This is a genomic window from Caballeronia sp. LZ033, from assembly GCF_031451265.1.
GTDB lineage: Bacteria > Pseudomonadota > Gammaproteobacteria > Burkholderiales > Burkholderiaceae > Caballeronia.
In genome coordinates this window covers 1,694,990-1,711,863 of sequence record NZ_JARUXQ010000001.1, presented here as the reverse complement: position 1 = coordinate 1,711,863, position 16,874 = coordinate 1,694,990, and the positions used below count along the sequence as shown (strand labels likewise).

Below are 16,874 nucleotides of genomic sequence, written 5' to 3'. Positions count from 1 at the left end.
CGGCTACGGCTTCACGAACTTGAGCGTCATCCGGTCCGATTCGCCGATTCCGGCATAACGCGCGCGGTCGGCATCGCCCCCTTTGAAGGTCGGCGGCAACGACCATACGCCGTGCGGATAGTCCTTCGTGTCGCGTGGATTCGCATTGACCTCGCTGCGTCCGGCGAGCACAAAGCCGGCGGCTGTCGCATGTTCGATCACGAACGCCTCGGTCACATAGCCCGTATCGATCATCCGCTGCACGCTCGTTCCCGGTCGCGCGCGGTGTTCCTCGACGCCCAGTTCGCCGCCATGCTGGAGAGCATCGTAGAAGGCCTTGAAATTCGCATCGACCTGCCCGTCCTTGATCCAGTTATGGATGTTGCGGAACGTGAGCACGCGTGCGAACCGTTCATGCGCGTCGAAGCCGATGAACCGTCCCGCGTGCAGCGTGCCCACCTTCACGTTGCCATAGAGCGCGGGTGTGGCGGCGAGCTTGCGAAGGTAGGCGGCATCGGTTTCGCTGTCCTCGGCGGCGAGATCCGCGGACGTGCTGAGATACTGCGCCTCATACAACTGCCCCGCATCGTGGAGATACGGCGCGAGTATGTCCGTGTACCATCCGCCGCCCGGCGCGATCTCCAGCACCGCCTGCGTCGGCGCGAGATCGAAGAATTGCAACGTCTCCTTCGGATGCCGGTACACATCGCGCGCACGCGCCTTGTCGCTGCGTTGCGGGCCGGCGATCGCGGCATCGAGCGAGGTCGTGGCCGCGTCCTGCGAAGAGGCAGGCGCACTGGATGACGATGCAGCGCATCCGCCCAGCACGAGCGCGGAGAAGACAGCGGCAAGCGCGACGGCGCGCGCACGGTGCAGACGGACAGTATCCATGGGATCGAAAGCGTGACAGGGAAGGGGACACCATACGCGTTTCCGTCCGAGCCTGCTGCGTGCCGGAGACGTCGTATAGAATGTCGCCCCCGGTTGCCCGCAATCGCCCTCATCGATATTCCGCGCCATGTGGTTCAAGAACCTCCAGCTTCATCGTCTTCCCGCTCACTGGTCCGTCACGCCGCAACAACTGCAGCAATGGCTCGCGCCGCTCGCGTTCAGCGCGGCGTCGAGCATCGAGAACGAACGGCGCGGCTGGGTCGCGCCGCGCGGCGACGGCGAACTCGTCCATGCGACGAACCGCCAGATGCTCATCGTGTATCGCGCGGAAAAGAAGTTGTTGCCGTCGTCGGTCGTCACGCAGTTCGTCAAGGAACGCGCGGCCGAACTCGAAGAGCAGCAGGGCTTCAGGCCCGGCCGCAAGCAAATGAAGGAACTGAAGGAGCAGGTCACCGACGAACTGCTGCCGCGTGCCTTCAGCATTCGCCGCGATACGCGTGTGTGGATCGATCCGGTCAACGGCTGGCTCGCGATCGATTCGGCCTCCGCCACGGTGTGCGACGACATCATCGGTCTGCTGGTCAAGTCGGTGACCGATCTGCCCCTTGCGAGCGTGCGCACAGCGCGTTCACCGGTATCCGCGATGACCGAGTGGCTCCTGTCGGGCGACGCGCCCGGCGGCTTCACGCTCGATCGCGACACCGAACTGCGCTCGACCGGCGAAGGCAACGCGACGGTCCGTTACGTCGGGCATGCGCTCGAAACGGAAGACATGCGCCGTCACATCGAGGCGGGCAAGCAGTGCATGCGGCTGGCCATGACGTGGGATGACCGCGTGTCGTTCGTGCTGACACCGTCGCTGACGCTCAAGCGCGTGAGCGCGCTCGATGTCATCAAGGAAGCCGCCGATCCCACCGCCGCCAACGACGACGAGCGCTTCGAGTCCGACTTCATCCTGATGACGGGCGAACTCGCGCGCATGCTCTCGGCCATCACCGAGGCGCTCGGCGGCGAAGAGGACTTGCGCGCGGCGGCCTGATGCTTTCGCTTCGGCTTCACGCCGAAGCTGATGCCGAAGCCGAAGCAAACGCGTAACCGTTCTTGCCGTTGCGCTTGACGGTGTACATGGTGTCGTCGGCGGCGGCGACGAGGCGCCAGTAGTCGTCGACGCGGTCCGGATAGCTGGCGATGCCGATGCTCGCGCGCACGATCGACAGGCCCATCTGCGCATCGGTCTCGTGTACGCAGGCGATGATGCGCTGTGCGATGGCGGCCAGTTCGCTGTCGCTCGAAAACGACTGCACCAGCAGCGCGAACTCGTCGCCGCCAATGCGCGCGACCAGGTCGCTGCCGCGCACCGCCTGGCGAAAGCGGCGCGATACCGCGATCAGGAATTCATCGCCGATACGGTGGCCGCGCGTGTCGTTGACTCGCTTGAAGCCGTCGAGATCGATATACAGCACCGCGATGCGTCCGTTGCCGTCCGCGCGCTCGCTGGCTGCTTCCTCCAGCGCGGCAAACAGCTTGCGGCGGTTCGGCAGGCCAGTCATCGGATCGTGCAGCGAAGCCTGCTCGAACTCGTTCGAGAGGCCGACCAGTTGCCGGTTGCGCTTGGCATACATCCCGAGCGCGGTAATCAGCACGCCAAACACGATGGCCGAAAGCGCGATCAGCGTATGTGACACGCTCAGGATGCGTGCGCGCACGTCGGCGCTCGTGCGGTCGCGCTCGGTGCGCCAGTACGCGTAGGTGGAATCGAGCGCGCTGCTCGCTTCGCCGAGCGCCGCCGACGGCGCCAGCACGGAGGCGGGCAGCGCCGGCGCCGGCTCCGGACTCGATGAGATGAGCGCATGCAGCGCCGCCAGCCGCGCGGCAAGTTCGAGGCGCGCTTCGCGATAGGCGGTGCGGTGCTGCGGATCGCTGGCGGGCGAATCCTGCAGGGACAAGGCGGTGGCGCGGGCCGCGCCGGCGCGCTCGACTGCCTCGAGCACGAGCCCCACATATTCCTGCTGAAGCTGTGTGGAGAAGATCGCGCGCACCTGGAAAGCCAGGAACAGCAGACCCATCAGAAGACATAGCAGCGCGGCGCCTGCGAGCGGCGCCGGCCCCCGCGCGCGCGCCCGCCGGAACGCGTATTCGAGTACGCGCCGGGAACGCATCGCAAGGGTCTCATCAGGGACGGGAATACTCCTCTCGCTGACGGGTCGGAACATTGTGTCGATAGCTCACTCGATGAAAGAACGCGCCGACGCGCGCAAACAGTCCGCCCTCGGGCTTGGCGTGCGCGCTGTGCCGGCGCGCCGCGCTGGCCTGATTGGCCTGCGGCGCGCGACTGCTGGTCTGGGCCGTTTGCTGGACCGCGGCGCCGTTGGCGCGGCGCGTCGCCGCGGCGATTTGTGCGGGCGCGGTGCTTCGGGGCGTCGCGGCAAGCGCGGTGGCCGTCGCGAGTTCCGTGGTGCCGGCTGCATCCTGTGCAGGGTCGTCGGCGGTGGCGGCAGCGAGGGTCGTCGGCGCATCCGTGGACGGCGAGGCCGTGTCGAGCGGCGTCGCGGTCACGTTCGCCGATGCATCGCCGCTCGTGTTGCCCACATACACGGCGGGCGCGGTTCCGGTTGCCTCCACGACACCCGCCGACTGCGTTTGCGCGGCGATCACCGGCTGCTCGATGCCGAGCGTCTTGCGCGCGCTCGCCATCGCTTCCGCGTAGACGCGCTGGTCGTGGTTGAACCACATGCCGTAGCCCACGGTTCCCAGCACGCCGATGCCGAGGGCACTCGCGGACGCCATCCACAGCGCGAGCCGCCCGAAGCGCAAGGGCGCGCGCACGGGCGAGGGTTCATCGCCGAAGTCGGGCTTGGGCGGAGACAGGTTGATGACGCTCGGATCGTTCGCCGGGCCGGGATGGGCCTCGAAACGCTCCTCGGGGGGTAGCTCAGCATGGTGAGGCATGTCAGCACTCTCCAGAACGTATGGGTCAGACGGCGGGCGCCATGGCAGCGCGCACGCCCGGTCAGGCATCCGCACGGGACGACGGGCACTCGCACCGGAATCAGCCGAAGCAGGAACGGTGCTGCCATCGCCCGGTTCAGCGCAGATGACTCATGCGCGGAACGCGGCATCGCCGGGCCGGCCGCTCCGGCCGGCGCTCGTTTAGCGGATCAATAAGCCGATCAATACAACTGCCGTCCGGTCTCGCCATGGATCTGGCGGCATCGGACAGTCGAACAAAACGGCGGAATGTATCTCGCTCGATCGGGGCCGGTGGATCTGACACCGTCTGGCAAGCCCTTTGCTCAGGGCGTCCCGCATCGCGCGACACGACAACGAAATATCTCCAGCCAATCTACATAGCAGGCTTCGTTCCAGCCCCAAAAATGGAGTGCTCCGCATACGTCATTCTTCAGAGGACCACGCCGGGCGTATGTGAGCTGGCGCACATACGAATCGTGCGGCTCGCGGGCTTCACGAGACGCATGGGCATTCGTGGCCCGGAATTGTTAAAAGTTCACATGGATTCCCGAAGTTTCATCATTCGGGATGACCGTAACGATGAGCTTTCAGGTGTTTCGTCGGGTCATCACGACAAGTGCGATGCCGCCGAGTATGGCAATCGAACTCGTCACGAGCCGGGCTCCGAGCGTTTCGCCGAGCAGCAGCACGCCGCCGACCGCCGTGATGACCGGTACGCTCAGTTGCACGGTCGCGGCCGTCGCGGGCTTGAGGCCTTTGAGCGCTGCATACCAGACGACATAGCCAAGGCCGGAGGTCAGCGCACCGGAGGCCGCGGCGTAACCGAAGCCGGCGGCGTCGAAGCGGGCCTGCTGGAGCGCGAGCGCTGCGATGAAAACCGCCGCCGCGAACGGCAGCGCGCGCAGGAAGTTGCCGGCGGTGGCCGCGACCGGATCGGCGAGGCCGCGCCCGCGCAGAGAGTACACGCCCCAGCCGACGCCCGCCGCGATCATGAGCGCCGACGACGGCGGGTCTGGCGCCGTCAGTCCCGGCAGCACGAGCCAGACGAGCCCGGCGAGCGCGAGCGACAGCCCGAGCCATTGTGCGGGTGCGAGCCGGTCTCCTGTCGCGAGGCCATAGCCGATCATCGTCGCCTGCACGGCGCCGAAAAGCAGCAACGCGCCGGTGCCGGCCGGGAGCCGCACATACGCATAGGAAAACATCGCGGCATAGACGATCAGCGCGAGCGCGGACATCCAACTGCCGGCGCGCGCCGCTTCGGCGTGCCGGTCACGGCCGCGCGCCATCAGGATCGCCGCGAGCAACAGCGCCGCCGAAGCGATGCGCACCAGCGTGAAGGTGGCCGCGTCGATCTGCGTGCCCTTCAGCGCGAGCCGGCACAGCAGCGAGTTGCCGGCGAAGGCGAGCATCGCGCTGCACGTCAAAACGGCCACGCGCGCGTTCGGTGGCGAGCGTGACGAGCCCGCGCGGGAGGCGGCATCGGAACGGGGCTTGGACATCGGCGGCACGGAGGACGGGGCGCTTCACTGTAGCGCACGCATGCTCAATCCGTGGTGAAGCCTCGCGGCGGCGTATCGGCGTCGTGGCCGAAGCGCTCGAACTCGGAGATGACCTGCGCGCCGAACAGCAACAGTGTCGCCAGTGCTTCGAGGCTGAACAGCACGACGATCGACGTCGTCAGCGAGCCATACACCACGCTGACCTGCGAGAGCGTCGCGAAGTACCACACGAGCACGTGCCGCGTGATTTCCCACAGCACGGCCGCGACGACGCTGCCGAGCAGCGCGAGCCGCAGCGAAGGGCGTCCGACCGGCATCACGAGATAGATCGACGTGAGCACGAAGACCTCGCCCGCGAAGCCGAGCAGATAGAGCAGCAGCCGCGACACGCCCTTGAGCGACACCTCGATGCCGAGCAGGTCGATGGAGTTGCTGCCCATCGCCTGGAGTCCGTTGGAGACGAAGGTGACGATCAGCATGCCGACGCCCAGGAACAGGATGTAGCAATAAGGCAGCAAGGCGGAGAGCAGGAAATGGCGGCGCCGGATCGCGACGCGATGCACGAAGATCACCGACATCGCGTTCTCCAGCACGGTGAAGGCGAGGGAGCTGAAGAAGATCATCGTGACGAGCAGCACCCAGCCGAGCACCGCGCGATGCGCGAGGAAATTGGCCAGCTCGCGCACGATCGCGCGCGCCTGTCCCGGCACGAGCCATTCGAGCAGATGAGCGAGGGTGTCGAGCAATTCCTGCTGTCCGACGAAACGCGACAGCACGATGACGATCAGGATCAGCAGCGGGACGATGGAGAGCAGCGCGTAATACGCCACCGCGCCTGCCAGCAATACGCCCTGGTTCGCGCGGAAGGCCTTCAGCGTGCGCAGCGCGAAACCGAACGGATGACGCGCGACACTACGTACTTGCGGGCCCAGTACCGGGCCGAGAATCCGGGACATGCCACCTCCGCGCGGCGCGCACTGCGCATCCCTTGCCAACGAGCAAGTTCCACGCCTGTCGCGAAGGCTCGATCGCTGTCAGCTAGTCCGGCGTGCCTCGCTGCGTGCCGCGGCCAGTTGCGCGGCTTCTTCGAAAGCGAGATCGAGGAGGGTATCGACGTCTTCGGCGGGCAGTTCGGTGGCGTCGATATTACGCAGGCGGCAGAACAGCGCCAGCGCTTCGGCGGCGGCGGAGAAGGCGTTGTTCATGTCGCGGGAGGGGAGGCGTCTTTTTCTCATGGTGTGCATAACGGCAAGGGCACGATCGGACTTTAACGCGGTGAAAGCCGCAGTAAGCACTGTCGATGTCCGGTTCACCTTCGCCAGTGGATGAACTACTCTTGCCCTTGAGCCGTGCCCCGATTTGTGCCCCGATTCATGCTCCGGGCAGTTCGACAGTCCGCTTCCGTATCGGTCCAGGAGGACGCCATGTCAGCCACCCCTGCACGCTCCGCCCATGCCGCGCTGCCTGGCGCCGACACCGAGATCGTCGACGCCGACGAGCGGCTCTACAACCACGATCTCGCGCCCGTGCCGCGCTCGAAGCGCACCTGGAACGGCTACAGCATCTTCGCGATGTGGATGTCGGATGTGCACAGCGTCGGCGGCTATACGTTTGCCGCAAGCCTGTTCCTGCTCGGCATCTCCGGCTGGCAAGTGCTGCTCGCGCTGACCATCGGCATCCTGGTCGTGTATGTGCTGATGAACTGGGTCGGCAAGCCGAGCCTCGTGCACGGCATACCGTTCCCGGTGATGGCCCGCGTCTCGATGGGCGTAATGGGCGCGAATCTCGCGGCGCTGATTCGCGGCGTGGTAGGAATAGTGTGGTATGGCGTGCAGACCTACTTTGCATCGAAGGCCGTGGCCACGCTGCTGCTGTTGTTCGTGCCGTCGGTGGCCGCGTGGCGCGACACCAGCTTTCTCAGGCTCGACATGCTCGGCTGGGTGAGCTTCCTCTTCATGTGGCTCCTGCAGCTCATCATCTTCCAGCGCGGCATGGAGATCATCCGCAAGTTCATCGATTTCTGCGGGCCGGCGGTGTACGTCGTGATGTTCGTGCTGATGGGCTGGATCCTCTATCACGCCGGTCTCGGCAGTCTCAATCTCACGTTGTCGGGCAAGGTCCTGTCCGGCGACGAACAACTCCACGCGATGATCAACGCCACCTTGCTCGTGGTGAGCTACTTCGCGGCGCTGCTGCTGAACTTCGGCGACTTCTCGCGCTTCGCCAAGAGCGAGCGGCAGATGAAGGTCGGCAACTTCCTGGGCCTGCCGTTCAACTTCGTCGCGTTCGCGATCATCACGGTGATCGTCACCGCGGGCAGTGAGAAGGTCTTCGGCACGATGATCATGGACCCGGTCGAGATCGTCTCGCGCATCGAGAACAAGGTGTGGGTCGCGATCGGCAGCATCACCTTCATCATCGCGACGATGGGCATCAACATCGTCGCCAACTTCGTTTCGCCGGCCTACGACATCGCCAATCTGTTTCCGAAGCACGTGGACTTCAAGAAGGGCGGGCTGATCGCGTCGGTGCTCGCGGTGATGGTGTGTCCGTGGATCTTCGTCGACAGCCCCAAGGCCATCACCATTTTCGTGTCGGTGTTCGGCGCGGTGCTCGCGCCGATGTACGGCGTCATGATGTCCGACTATTACCTCATCAAGCGCCAGCAGGTGCAGACCGCCGATCTCTACACGATGCAGCCCGGCGGACGCTTCCACTATGACGGCGGCTGGAACAAGGTCGGGCTGGCGGCGCTGGTGTTGTCAGGGATCGTGTCGGTCGGCTGGGAGCTCTCGACGCAGATGCTCAAGCTCCTGCCGCCCAACAATCTCGGCTGGCTGATCGGCGCGGCGGCGGGCGCGCTGCTCTATGTGCTGTTCATGCGCCTCGCCCATCGCACCTGAGCGCACCTGAGCGCACCTGACCGGCCTCACTTGATCCATTTGCGCACGTCCTGCTCCCAGTCGGGCTGGCCGCAGTTCGGCGGGTTCTCCGGACCGAGCACGGTGATATAGCTCTTCGTCTTCATGCACGCCTCATAGGCGCGGATCTGCGTGCAGCGGCCCGCGCCGGCCTGCTTCGCGGCGGCCTTGCAGGCGGACATCGCGCTGTCCATGCCGGTGAAGTCGGCGTCGCCGCTGTCGTTCCAGGGCGGCGGGCTGGCCGTCGCCGAGAATTCGACCGGCGTGCTGCACGCGGCGAGCAGCAGCGCGGCGGCAGCGGGAAGAAGGCACGAGTGGACGAGTCGGGTCATCATCGTTGGAACTCCGGTTTTAAGCTCTTGTTGAAGGCGCGTGATCCGCCGCCTATTATTCCCCGCTGTCACGACGTGCGTCGGCTTTTTGTTCGATCGCCGGCGCGCGTGAGCCCTTGATTCACTCCCTGGAGCATTGGATGAAAGACGTGCCGCTCGCCCGTGTCCTGTCGTCGTGCCTGGTCATTGCCGCTTGCGCGGCGTTCGCGCCGTCCGCGTCCGCGGAAAATGTCTCGTTCGGGCCGGACCAGTTGTGCGGGCTGCACAGCGCGCGTCCCGACCAGCCGCCCGTGGCGAAACTGAACGCGGTGCAGGGCCGCAACGGGCCGATCGGCTATGCGCGGTTCGGACACGGCAGGCCGCTTCTGCTGATTACCGGCTATCGCGCGACGCTCGGCGAATGGAACGCGTATTTGCTCGGCGAACTGGCGAAGCATCGCGACGTGATCGTCTTTGACAACCGCGGCATCGGCGGCTCGACGATCGTCGATGGACGCTACAGCTCGGACTATTCCATCCGCGACATGGCCGCCGATGCCGCCGATGTCATCGCGGGCCTGAAGCTGTCGCAGGTCGATGTGGTCGGCTGGTCGATGGGCGGCATGATCGCGCAGCAGCTCGCGCTCGATGCACGCGACAAGGTCGCATCGCTCACATTGATTGCCACCGCGCCGCCCGGGCCCGACGCGGTGCCGACGCCGCCCGAGGTGCTCTCGGTCCTGTCGGGCGGGGGCAAGGACGCCTTCGCGCGCATCATGGGCGTGCTGTTTCCCGCCGATGCGGTGGCGGATGCGTCGCGCTGCTTCGTCGGCGACATGTTCGCGCCGCCGGGGTACAAGGGCCGGCCGGTGCCGGACATGGTCGCGACGCAGCAGGACCGGGCGATGCAGGGCTGGTTCGCCGATCACGCCGCCGCTGCGGCGTTGCGGCGCTCGCCGGTGCGCACGCTGATCATCGAGGGCGCGGACGACGCGGTGCTGCCCGACGCCAATGGCCGGGCGCTCGAGCAGATGATTCCGCGTGCGCGGCTGGACGTCGTGGCGGATGCGGGGCACGCGCTGATGTTCCAGTATCCGCTGGAACTGGCGCGGCATGTGGATGCGTTCGTCGGACGGTGACGGGTGCGGGACCGGGCGGAGCGAATTGAGACGCTCGAGCAGACCAACGATCCTCCGCGACATTCAACCCGGAGCGTGGCGCGCCTAAGCTCTCTCCATCGACTTTCAGGAGAAGAGCAATGAACAGCAACCGCGCAACACCCCAGCCCGCGCCGATGCCGGTGGCGTTCTTCGGCATTCCGGTCGGCGCGCTGGCCTTCGCCGGCGCGTGGCGCGCGGCCGCGCGCGTCTGGACGATTCCCGATGTCATCCCGGCATTCCTCACGGCCGCCGCGCTCGCCGTCCTGCTCGTGGTCCTGATTGCCTACGCCCGCACCTGGCGCGTCGCGCGCGCGGCGGCGCTCGCCGAGCTGCAACATCCGGTGCAGTCCTCGTTCGCGGCGCTCGTGCCGGTGTCCGTGCTGCTTGCCGCGCAAGCCGTGCAGGTTTATTCGCGCGATCTCGCCATCGCGCTCTTCACGCTGGGCGTGATCGGGCAGCTTTCGCTCGGGGTCTGGCTGCACGGACGATTCTGGCAAGGCGGCCGCAAGCCCGAACTGAGCACGCCGGCCATCTACCTGCCGACCGTCGCGCCGAGCTTCGTCGCCGGCACGGCTGCCGCGAGTCTCGGCTTCACGCAACTCGGCGCGCTGTTCTTCGGCGCAGGCGTGTTCTCGTGGCTCGCGATCGAATCCATCGTGCTGCATCGCGCCGCCGTGCATGAACCCTTGCCGGAAGCGCTGCGTCCGAGTCTCGGGATCCAGCTCGCGCCGCCCGTCGTCGGCGGAGTGAGCTATCTCGCGATCACGCACGGCGTGCCCGATGTGTTCGCCTGGATGCTGCTTGGTTATGGGCTCTATCAGGCCTTGCTGGTGATCCGGCTGGTTCCCTGGATTCGTCAGCGCGGCTTCACGCCCGCCTACTGGGCCGTGAGCTTCGGCGCCGCCGCCTTGCCGACGCTCATGCTGCGCATGCTCGAACGCGGCGCCGCCGGACCGCTCGAATGGCTCACGCCGGTGATCTTCGTGCTGTCGAACGTGGTGATCGGGTTGTTGATCGCGGGAACGGTGCGGGCCATCGTGCGCGGCGAACTGCTGCCCGTGCCTGCTGACGCCAGCAGCCCGGCCCAGCCGATCATCAACCGTGCCGCCGCTCTCCCGCATTGAACGAGGCGATGCTCGTCACAGTTCCAGCACCTCGCCCGCGCGCAGCGCACGCAATGCGAGGTCCGGCAGCGCGGCGCGCAGTTCATCGAGAATTTGCGCGCCGTGCGGTGGCTTCAGATGCGAAATCAGCAGTTCGGCCTGAAAACCAGGGCCAATGCCGCGCAGATCGTCGGCGAGCAGGCTCGGGCAATAGTGATGCGCGATGCGCGCCAGTTCGATCTGCGCATCGGGAAACGCCGTCTCGACGATCACGTAACGCAAGCCCGGCAGCGCGCGCACGGCGGACCAGAACGCGGGATGCGTGGTCGTATCGCCGCTGAAGGCGAGACTCGCGGCGGCGCCCGTCAGCGCGAAGCCGGTGGACGGCACCGTATGGCACGCGGGCAGCGCGGTCACGGTGCGCCCGTCGAGCACCACTTGTCGGCCCGCTTCCAGCGCCTCGAAGCGCACGGCAGGCGCTGTCGCCGAGGGAATCCGCGTGAAGTCCGGCCAGATCAGATTGTTGAAGATGTGGGCGTGCAGGATGTCGAGGGTCGCGCGGTTCGCATGAACGGTGACGGGCGCCGTGCGCGTTTCGCCGACGGCATCGATCATCAGCGGCAGATACGCGATGTGATCCAGATGCGAATGCGTGAGGAACACATGGTCGATGCTTGCGAGGGCGTCGTCGGACAACACGGCGACGCCCGTGCCCGCATCGATCAGCAGATCGTCGTCCACGAGCAGCGCCGTGGTGCCGCCCGGATCAAGGCCGGAGCCATGGCCACCGCCGCCATGGATCGCACCGCTACAGCCGAGTACCCGAACTTTCATGATGCGGCCCAGTTGAAGACTGCAGGAAATCACTTCGTGTCGAACGCGCTGACGCAGTCCCAGTCGGCGGGCAGCTCCGCATTGCGCAGCGTCTCGATCCGCTTGCGATACAACGCATACAGTTGCTGTCCGGGATACCGTGCCGCCAGCGCATCGAGAATGGCCTGCGCCGCGTCCCACTCGCGCGCGCGGTAATGCGCGAGCGCCGCGTGCCAGCACGCGAGCGCTTCGGCGTCATGCTGCGGCGGCTGGGGCTCGAACACGGCGATCGGCGCGACGCGGCCCCGCACGCGCACGCGGTCCAGCTCGCGAAACACGATATCGGGCACCTGCGCGCGCGTCGCCTCGCCGACGATGATGTCGATGTCGAAACGCCGCGTCAGGCCTTCGAGCCGCGCCGCGACGTTCACCGCATCGCCCATCACGGTATAGGCCTTGCGCACCGGCGAACCCATGTCGCCGACGGTCATCGGCCCGGTATTGATGCCGATGCCGATCCACAGCGTCGGCCAGCCGCGCGCGCTCAGCGTGCGGTTCAGTTCCACCAGCGCCGCACGCATGCCGAGCGCCGCCGCCACCGCGTGACGCGCGTGCGCCGGGTCGTCGACGGGCGCGCCCCAGAAGCTCATGATCGCATCGCCCATGTACTTGTCGAGCGTGCCGCGATGCGCGCGGATCACCTCGGTCATGGTGCCGAGATACTCGTTCATCAGGCGTGCGAGCGCGTCCGGCTCCAGCGTCTCCGCGATGGCCGTGAAACCCAGCACGTCGCAGAACAGCACCGTCAGTTCGGCGCGGCGTCCCGCCATGCTGTAGTCCTCCGGATGCCGGCTCATTTCTTCGACCAGTTCTGGCGGCACATACTGGCCGAACAGTGCGGCGAAGCGGCGCTTGGCTCGCGCTTCCACGAAATAGCCATACGACATGTTCAGCGCATGGAGCGCGACGATGGCGAGCAGCAGCGAGCCGATCGGAATGAACCAGTCGAGGCGCGCGAACGCATAGAGATCGGCGGCGACGAACGCCGCGAGCAGCAGCACGGTGCAGAGCGTCGCGCGGGCGGGACCGTGCCACGGCCATACGAAAATCATCGCGAGTCCCGCAACCACCAGCGCGACCGCCTGCAACGCGGCGGCGAAGGGCGGCTGGAAACGGATCGCGCCGTCGAGCATGCCGCTGATCAGGCTCGCGTTGACCTCGACGCCCGGATACACCTCGCCCACCGGCGTCGTGCGCTGATCCATCAGGCCCGGCGCGGTCGTGCCGATCAGCGCGATCCGGCCCGCCAGCGCGCCCGGCGGAATGCGCCGCGCGAGCACGTCGGCGATCGAGTAATACGGGAAACTGCCCGCGCCGCCGCGATACGGCACGAGCGCCGCGCCATTTTCATCGAGCGGAATCGCGCGGGTGCCGCGCGGCGTCGTCAAGGCAAGGCCGGACAGCGGCGCGCTCGCGTCGGCGGGGTCATCGAACAGCGGGCGCACGGCGGCGTCGCCGTACAGCGCCCGCAGCACTTCGAGCGACAGCGCGCCGTACACGCCGTCGCGATAAGCGGTCACGAGCGGCACGCGCCGCACGGCGCCATCGAAGTCGATCACCGGGTTGAAGTAACCCGCGCGCCGCGCCGCCGTTTGCAGCGCGGGCAGGTTGCCGCCATAGCTGGTCCAGTCGAACAGCGTGAACGGATGCGCGCCGAACGCGCCCGCGTGCAGCAGCGGCGCCGGGATCGCGCCGCTCGACGCATCCTGGTTCGCGAAGTAATAGCCGAGCACGACGGGATGGCGCGCGAGCGTGGCGGCGAAGCGCTGGTCGTAGTCGAGGGTCGGCGCCAGCGCCGCAAGCGCCGCGCGGTAGTCCGCGTCGCCGGCGAGCGCGCCGCGCGCGAGGCCGTCGAGCACGGCGAGGCCTGTACTCGCATCCGGCTCGGCGAACACCATGTCGAAACCGAGCACCGCGACATGCTCGCGCTCGAACAGCGTCTCGACGAGTTCCGCCATGCGCGCGCGGCTCCACGGCCAGCGGCCGAGTTCCGCGAGGCTCTTCTCGTCGATGTCGAGAATGGCGATGCGCGCGTCCGACGTGCGCGGCATGAAGAGGCGCAACTGGGTGTCGTAGATCAGGGCGTCGAGGGTATCGACGAAACGCAGCGGATAGAGCGACAGCGCGTGCGCCGCGAACCCGATGACGATCGCCACACCCAGTGCCCAGCGCCCGACCGCGCGTTTCAGCACGAAAGCGAAGGGCTCGCGGTCCGCGCGCCGGCGGCGCCTCATTGCGCCGCCCGCAACTGCTCGTTGGCCGCGCCGAGCCGCGCCGCCAGCACGCGCGCGGCGAACTTGTGCATGCGCGCCGCGAGCGCGGGGTCTTCGTCCTCGAGACGCCGGAGCGTCGTCAGCGCCAGCCGCGAGACGACCGTGGGCGCGTCGGCGACGACATCCGCGCTGCGTTGCGCGCCCGTGTACACCGCCATTTCCCCGACGATGGTCCCCGCACCGAAGCTCCTCAGCCGCAGCGTGTGGCCGTCGCCGAGCGCGAGCGCCACGGTCACGCGCCCGGTCTCGACGAAGTAGATGGAATCGCCGGGATCGGCCTGGCGGAACAGGTAGTCGCCGGGCGCGAGCCGGAGCGTGTCGAGATGCGGACGCAGCGCGTCGAGCGTGGCGGGCAGCGTCGAGACGAAGGTCTCGCTGGCGGCAGGCGCAGCGCACGCAGACGCGGCGCCGCGCGCGTCGCGCAGGATCTGTGTCTCGATCCATTCGAGGCCGCCGTCCAGGTCGTCGAAGACATGCAGGCTGCCGGGGCCGTTCGGGTCGTTTGCATGCGTGGCATCACGCGCCAGCCAGCTGCGCAGCGCGGGAGACAGACCCGTCAGCACAATCTGCGCACGCACGCGTCCGCAGGCCTGACGCAGCCGCACGAAGCTCGCGGCGCTCGATGCATCGACGCCATGCACGCGCGCGAAATCCACCAGCACGTAGCGCACGCCCGGCTCCTTCGACGTGCCCTCCGGCGCTTCGATGCGCCCGCGGATATGCGCGAGGATCGAGTGCGCCGTGCCGAAGAACAGGAAGCCCTGCAGCGCGACGCCATAGAGCGCATGCGCGTGGGCATCGAGCAGCCGGGTGTCATCGACGCCGCGCTCGACGTTCGAACGCCGTCCACGGCCGTCGAATTCGCGGCGCAGGCAATTGACGCGCCCGTAGCGCACCACGAACAGCAGACACGCCGCGACGATGCCGAGCAGGACGCCCGCCGTGATGCCGTAGACCGCGATGCAGACCATGATCGCGGGAATCAGCAGGTAGTCGTGCCACGGCAGGCGCCGGATGGACATGACGAGCCATTCGATCAGCATCGCCGCGCCGATGAACAGTTGCAGCCCGACCAGCACCGGCTTCGGCAGGAGCGTCATCATGCTCGGAAAGAACGCGATCACGGCGAGCGAGAGCAGCGCGGCCAGCACGCCCGCGCGCCGCTCGCGCACGCCGAGCCGCCAGTTGGTCATGGTGCGCGTCATCGATTGCGCGCCGACCAGCCCGCCCGCCAGCCCGGTCAACAGATTCGCGAGACCGGCCGCGCGCATCTCGCGATTGAAGTCGATGTCGCGCGACGTGGTGACGCCGATGCTCGTCGCGTTGAGCAGGACGGTCATCGACGAGACCGCCGCGATGGCGACGATGTCGAGTGCGCGCGACCATAGCATCGGCAGCCAGGCGACGTGAATCAGCGCGACCGGCAGGCGCATGCCGGACAGCGGTTCGTAGCGGAACAGCAGGCCCATGCGCCGCGCGTCTTCGAGATGCTTGCCCGACGCGGCCAGCCCGAAATGGAAGAGCGCGATGCCGAGCGCCATCATCGACGGCAGGATGATCGCGTAGCGCGACGGCCGCGTGATGCGCGTCAGCACCAGCAGGCCCAGGCCGACCACGAGCGCCGGCACGCTCGCGAGCCACGGCAGCTGCATGACGATGCGCGGCGTCGCGAGGCCGACGGGCACGTCGGTCAGCACGCGCAGCGCGCCTTCGAGCAGCAGCAGGCCGGTGCCCGCCAGAAAGCCGCCGATCACCGGAAACGGGATGTACTGGATCGCATTGCCGCGTTTCCAGTGCGCCAGCGCGAACAGCAACGCGCCGGTCGCCAGCGACGACACCGCGATCAGCATCAGCACCGTGGCGAGCACGGCTTCATCGTCGCCGCCCGCCGCATGCACCGACAACGCGATGCCCGCGGCGAGCGGCGCCAGCAGCGCGGTGGCGTTGGAATCGGGCCCGGCGATCACGAACGGCACCGAGCTCGTCAGCGACACCACCAGGGCGACGAGCACACAGCTCAGCAGCGCGGTGGGCATGCCGGCCGGCAGCCATGGCGAGAGGCCGGCGGAGAAGATCATCGCGCCGTAGCCGGCGGCGTACGACAGCGCGATCAGCGCCGTGAGCAGCGCGGCCAGCGTGTCGGTGCCGAGCGCCGCCAGCGCCAACGCCGCCGCCGGCCGCGCGGCGCGCGCGGGCCGCAGCAATGCGGGATCGGGGCCCGGGTGCTCGCTCATCGCGCCCTCCGCTAGCGGCAGGCCGCCGACGGCACCACCGGCGTCACGCGTGAGGCCGGCAGCACGCCGAAGGGCAGTCGCGGACTGACGACGATCGTGCCTTCGCCCGCGCGCACGATCTGCCTGTCGACCTGGTTGAGCACCACGATCTGGCCGTCGTACACGACGATCTGCTCGCCCTTGCAGTTCGCGTTGCTGCCGGGTTCGACATCGGCGCAATCGGTGACGGAATATTCGGTGCCGCGAATGCCGATGGTCGAGGTCGGCGTCTTCACGCGATAGTTCTCCGGCTTGCCCTGTTTCGCGACCAGCCCGTCCACCGCGCGCAGTCCGCCCTTCACCAGCGACAGGAAGCTGCGGTCCTGCTGCGGCGCGCCGGCGGCATAGTTGAAGTCGTCGACCCGGAAAACGGAGCCCGGCTTCAGGTACACGCGCTGGCCATCGGTGAAGATCATCACGATCTCGGCGCCGACACCGGTCTGCACCGTGTCGCCGTTGTCGATTTCGCCGCCTGCGGCCGCCACACGCTGCGCGCCGTTCGCCGACTGGATCGCGACGTTGCCGACCAGCGCCTTGATGGTCGCGACCGTGCGGCTTTCCTCGGCACGCGCGCTCAGCGCGAAGAGCAGATACAGCAGAAAGATGAGGACGCGCGCCATG

The 16,874-nt window shown here is 67.5% G+C and carries 15 protein-coding genes; 4 read left to right on the top strand and 11 right to left on the bottom strand.

Annotated elements, in window-relative coordinates:
• Positions 1 to 3: 3 nt before the first annotated feature.
• The gene (locus QCE62_RS08015) at positions 4 to 870 is read right to left on the bottom strand and encodes a methyltransferase (protein ID WP_309916349.1); all 867 of its coding nucleotides are present in this window, start codon (positions 868 to 870) and stop codon (positions 4 to 6) included.
• 127 nt (positions 871 to 997) lie between these two features.
• On the opposite strand from QCE62_RS08015, the gene QCE62_RS08010 reads away from it, so the two are divergent.
• Entirely contained in the window at positions 998 to 1,909 is a 912-nt protein-coding gene (locus QCE62_RS08010; RefSeq protein WP_309916347.1) for a recombination-associated protein RdgC, read from the top strand.
• 16 nt (positions 1,910 to 1,925) lie between these two features.
• On the opposite strand, the gene QCE62_RS08005 is transcribed toward QCE62_RS08010, so the two are convergent.
• From QCE62_RS08005 to QCE62_RS07985, 5 genes are all read right to left on the bottom strand, one after another.
• Positions 1,926 to 3,029 carry a GGDEF domain-containing protein gene (locus QCE62_RS08005; protein ID WP_309916345.1) on the bottom strand — a complete coding sequence of 368 codons (1,104 nt, stop codon included), beginning with the start codon at positions 3,027 to 3,029 and terminating at the stop codon, positions 1,926 to 1,928.
• 13 nt (positions 3,030 to 3,042) lie between these two features.
• The gene (locus QCE62_RS08000) at positions 3,043 to 3,819 is read right to left on the bottom strand and encodes a hypothetical protein (protein WP_309916342.1); all 777 of its coding nucleotides are present in this window, start codon (positions 3,817 to 3,819) and stop codon (positions 3,043 to 3,045) included.
• A 608-nt stretch (positions 3,820 to 4,427) separates the two neighbouring features.
• On the bottom strand, positions 4,428 to 5,339 hold the full coding sequence (locus tag QCE62_RS07995) for a DMT family transporter (RefSeq protein ID WP_409017811.1): 912 nt from the start codon (positions 5,337 to 5,339) through the stop codon (positions 4,428 to 4,430).
• Positions 5,340 to 5,383: 44 nt separating this feature from the next.
• Positions 5,384 to 6,295 (bottom strand): YihY/virulence factor BrkB family protein, encoded by a 912-nt coding sequence (locus tag QCE62_RS07990; RefSeq protein WP_309916340.1) that lies wholly within the window; start codon positions 6,293 to 6,295, stop codon positions 5,384 to 5,386.
• A gap of 78 nt (positions 6,296 to 6,373) precedes the next feature.
• Positions 6,374 to 6,544 (bottom strand): hypothetical protein, encoded by a 171-nt coding sequence (locus QCE62_RS07985; protein WP_309916338.1) that lies wholly within the window; start codon positions 6,542 to 6,544, stop codon positions 6,374 to 6,376.
• 219 nt (positions 6,545 to 6,763) lie between these two features.
• On the opposite strand from QCE62_RS07985, the gene QCE62_RS07980 reads away from it, so the two are divergent.
• On the top strand, positions 6,764 to 8,242 hold the full coding sequence (locus QCE62_RS07980) for an NCS1 family nucleobase:cation symporter-1 (RefSeq protein ID WP_309916335.1): 1,479 nt from the start codon (positions 6,764 to 6,766) through the stop codon (positions 8,240 to 8,242).
• 26 nt (positions 8,243 to 8,268) lie between these two features.
• Here the strand turns inward: QCE62_RS07980 and QCE62_RS07975 are convergent, their stop codons facing one another.
• Positions 8,269 to 8,595, bottom strand: a complete 327-nt coding sequence (locus QCE62_RS07975) for a hypothetical protein (protein WP_309916332.1) — start codon at positions 8,593 to 8,595, stop codon at positions 8,269 to 8,271.
• Positions 8,596 to 8,732: 137 nt separating this feature from the next.
• Here QCE62_RS07975 and QCE62_RS07970 point away from each other — a divergent pair, with 137 nt between their 5' ends.
• Positions 8,733 to 9,710 carry an alpha/beta hydrolase gene (locus tag QCE62_RS07970; RefSeq protein WP_309916329.1) on the top strand — a complete coding sequence of 326 codons (978 nt, stop codon included), beginning with the start codon at positions 8,733 to 8,735 and terminating at the stop codon, positions 9,708 to 9,710.
• Between the two features lie 119 nt (positions 9,711 to 9,829).
• The gene (tehA, locus tag QCE62_RS07965) at positions 9,830 to 10,855 is read left to right on the top strand and encodes a dicarboxylate transporter/tellurite-resistance protein TehA (protein ID WP_309916327.1); all 1,026 of its coding nucleotides are present in this window, start codon (positions 9,830 to 9,832) and stop codon (positions 10,853 to 10,855) included.
• Positions 10,856 to 10,870: 15 nt separating this feature from the next.
• Here tehA and QCE62_RS07960 read toward each other — a convergent pair whose 3' ends face one another.
• Genes QCE62_RS07960 through QCE62_RS07945 form a run of 4 tightly spaced genes read right to left on the bottom strand, consistent with a single transcriptional unit; the run spans position 10,871 to position 16,873 of the window.
• Positions 10,871 to 11,668 (bottom strand): 3',5'-cyclic-nucleotide phosphodiesterase, encoded by a 798-nt coding sequence (locus tag QCE62_RS07960; protein WP_309916324.1) that lies wholly within the window; start codon positions 11,666 to 11,668, stop codon positions 10,871 to 10,873.
• Positions 11,669 to 11,697: 29 nt separating this feature from the next.
• Entirely contained in the window at positions 11,698 to 13,941 is a 2,244-nt protein-coding gene (locus QCE62_RS07955; RefSeq protein ID WP_309916322.1) for an adenylate/guanylate cyclase domain-containing protein, read from the bottom strand.
• Positions 13,938 to 16,214, bottom strand: a complete 2,277-nt coding sequence (locus QCE62_RS07950; RefSeq protein ID WP_309916319.1) for a SulP family inorganic anion transporter — start codon at positions 16,212 to 16,214, stop codon at positions 13,938 to 13,940. Before QCE62_RS07950 ends, QCE62_RS07955 begins: the two co-directional genes overlap by 4 nt.
• Positions 16,215 to 16,225: 11 nt before the next feature.
• Positions 16,226 to 16,873 (bottom strand): FecR family protein, encoded by a 648-nt coding sequence (locus QCE62_RS07945; protein ID WP_309916316.1) that lies wholly within the window; start codon positions 16,871 to 16,873, stop codon positions 16,226 to 16,228.
• Between the last annotated feature and the right edge of the window lies 1 nt (position 16,874).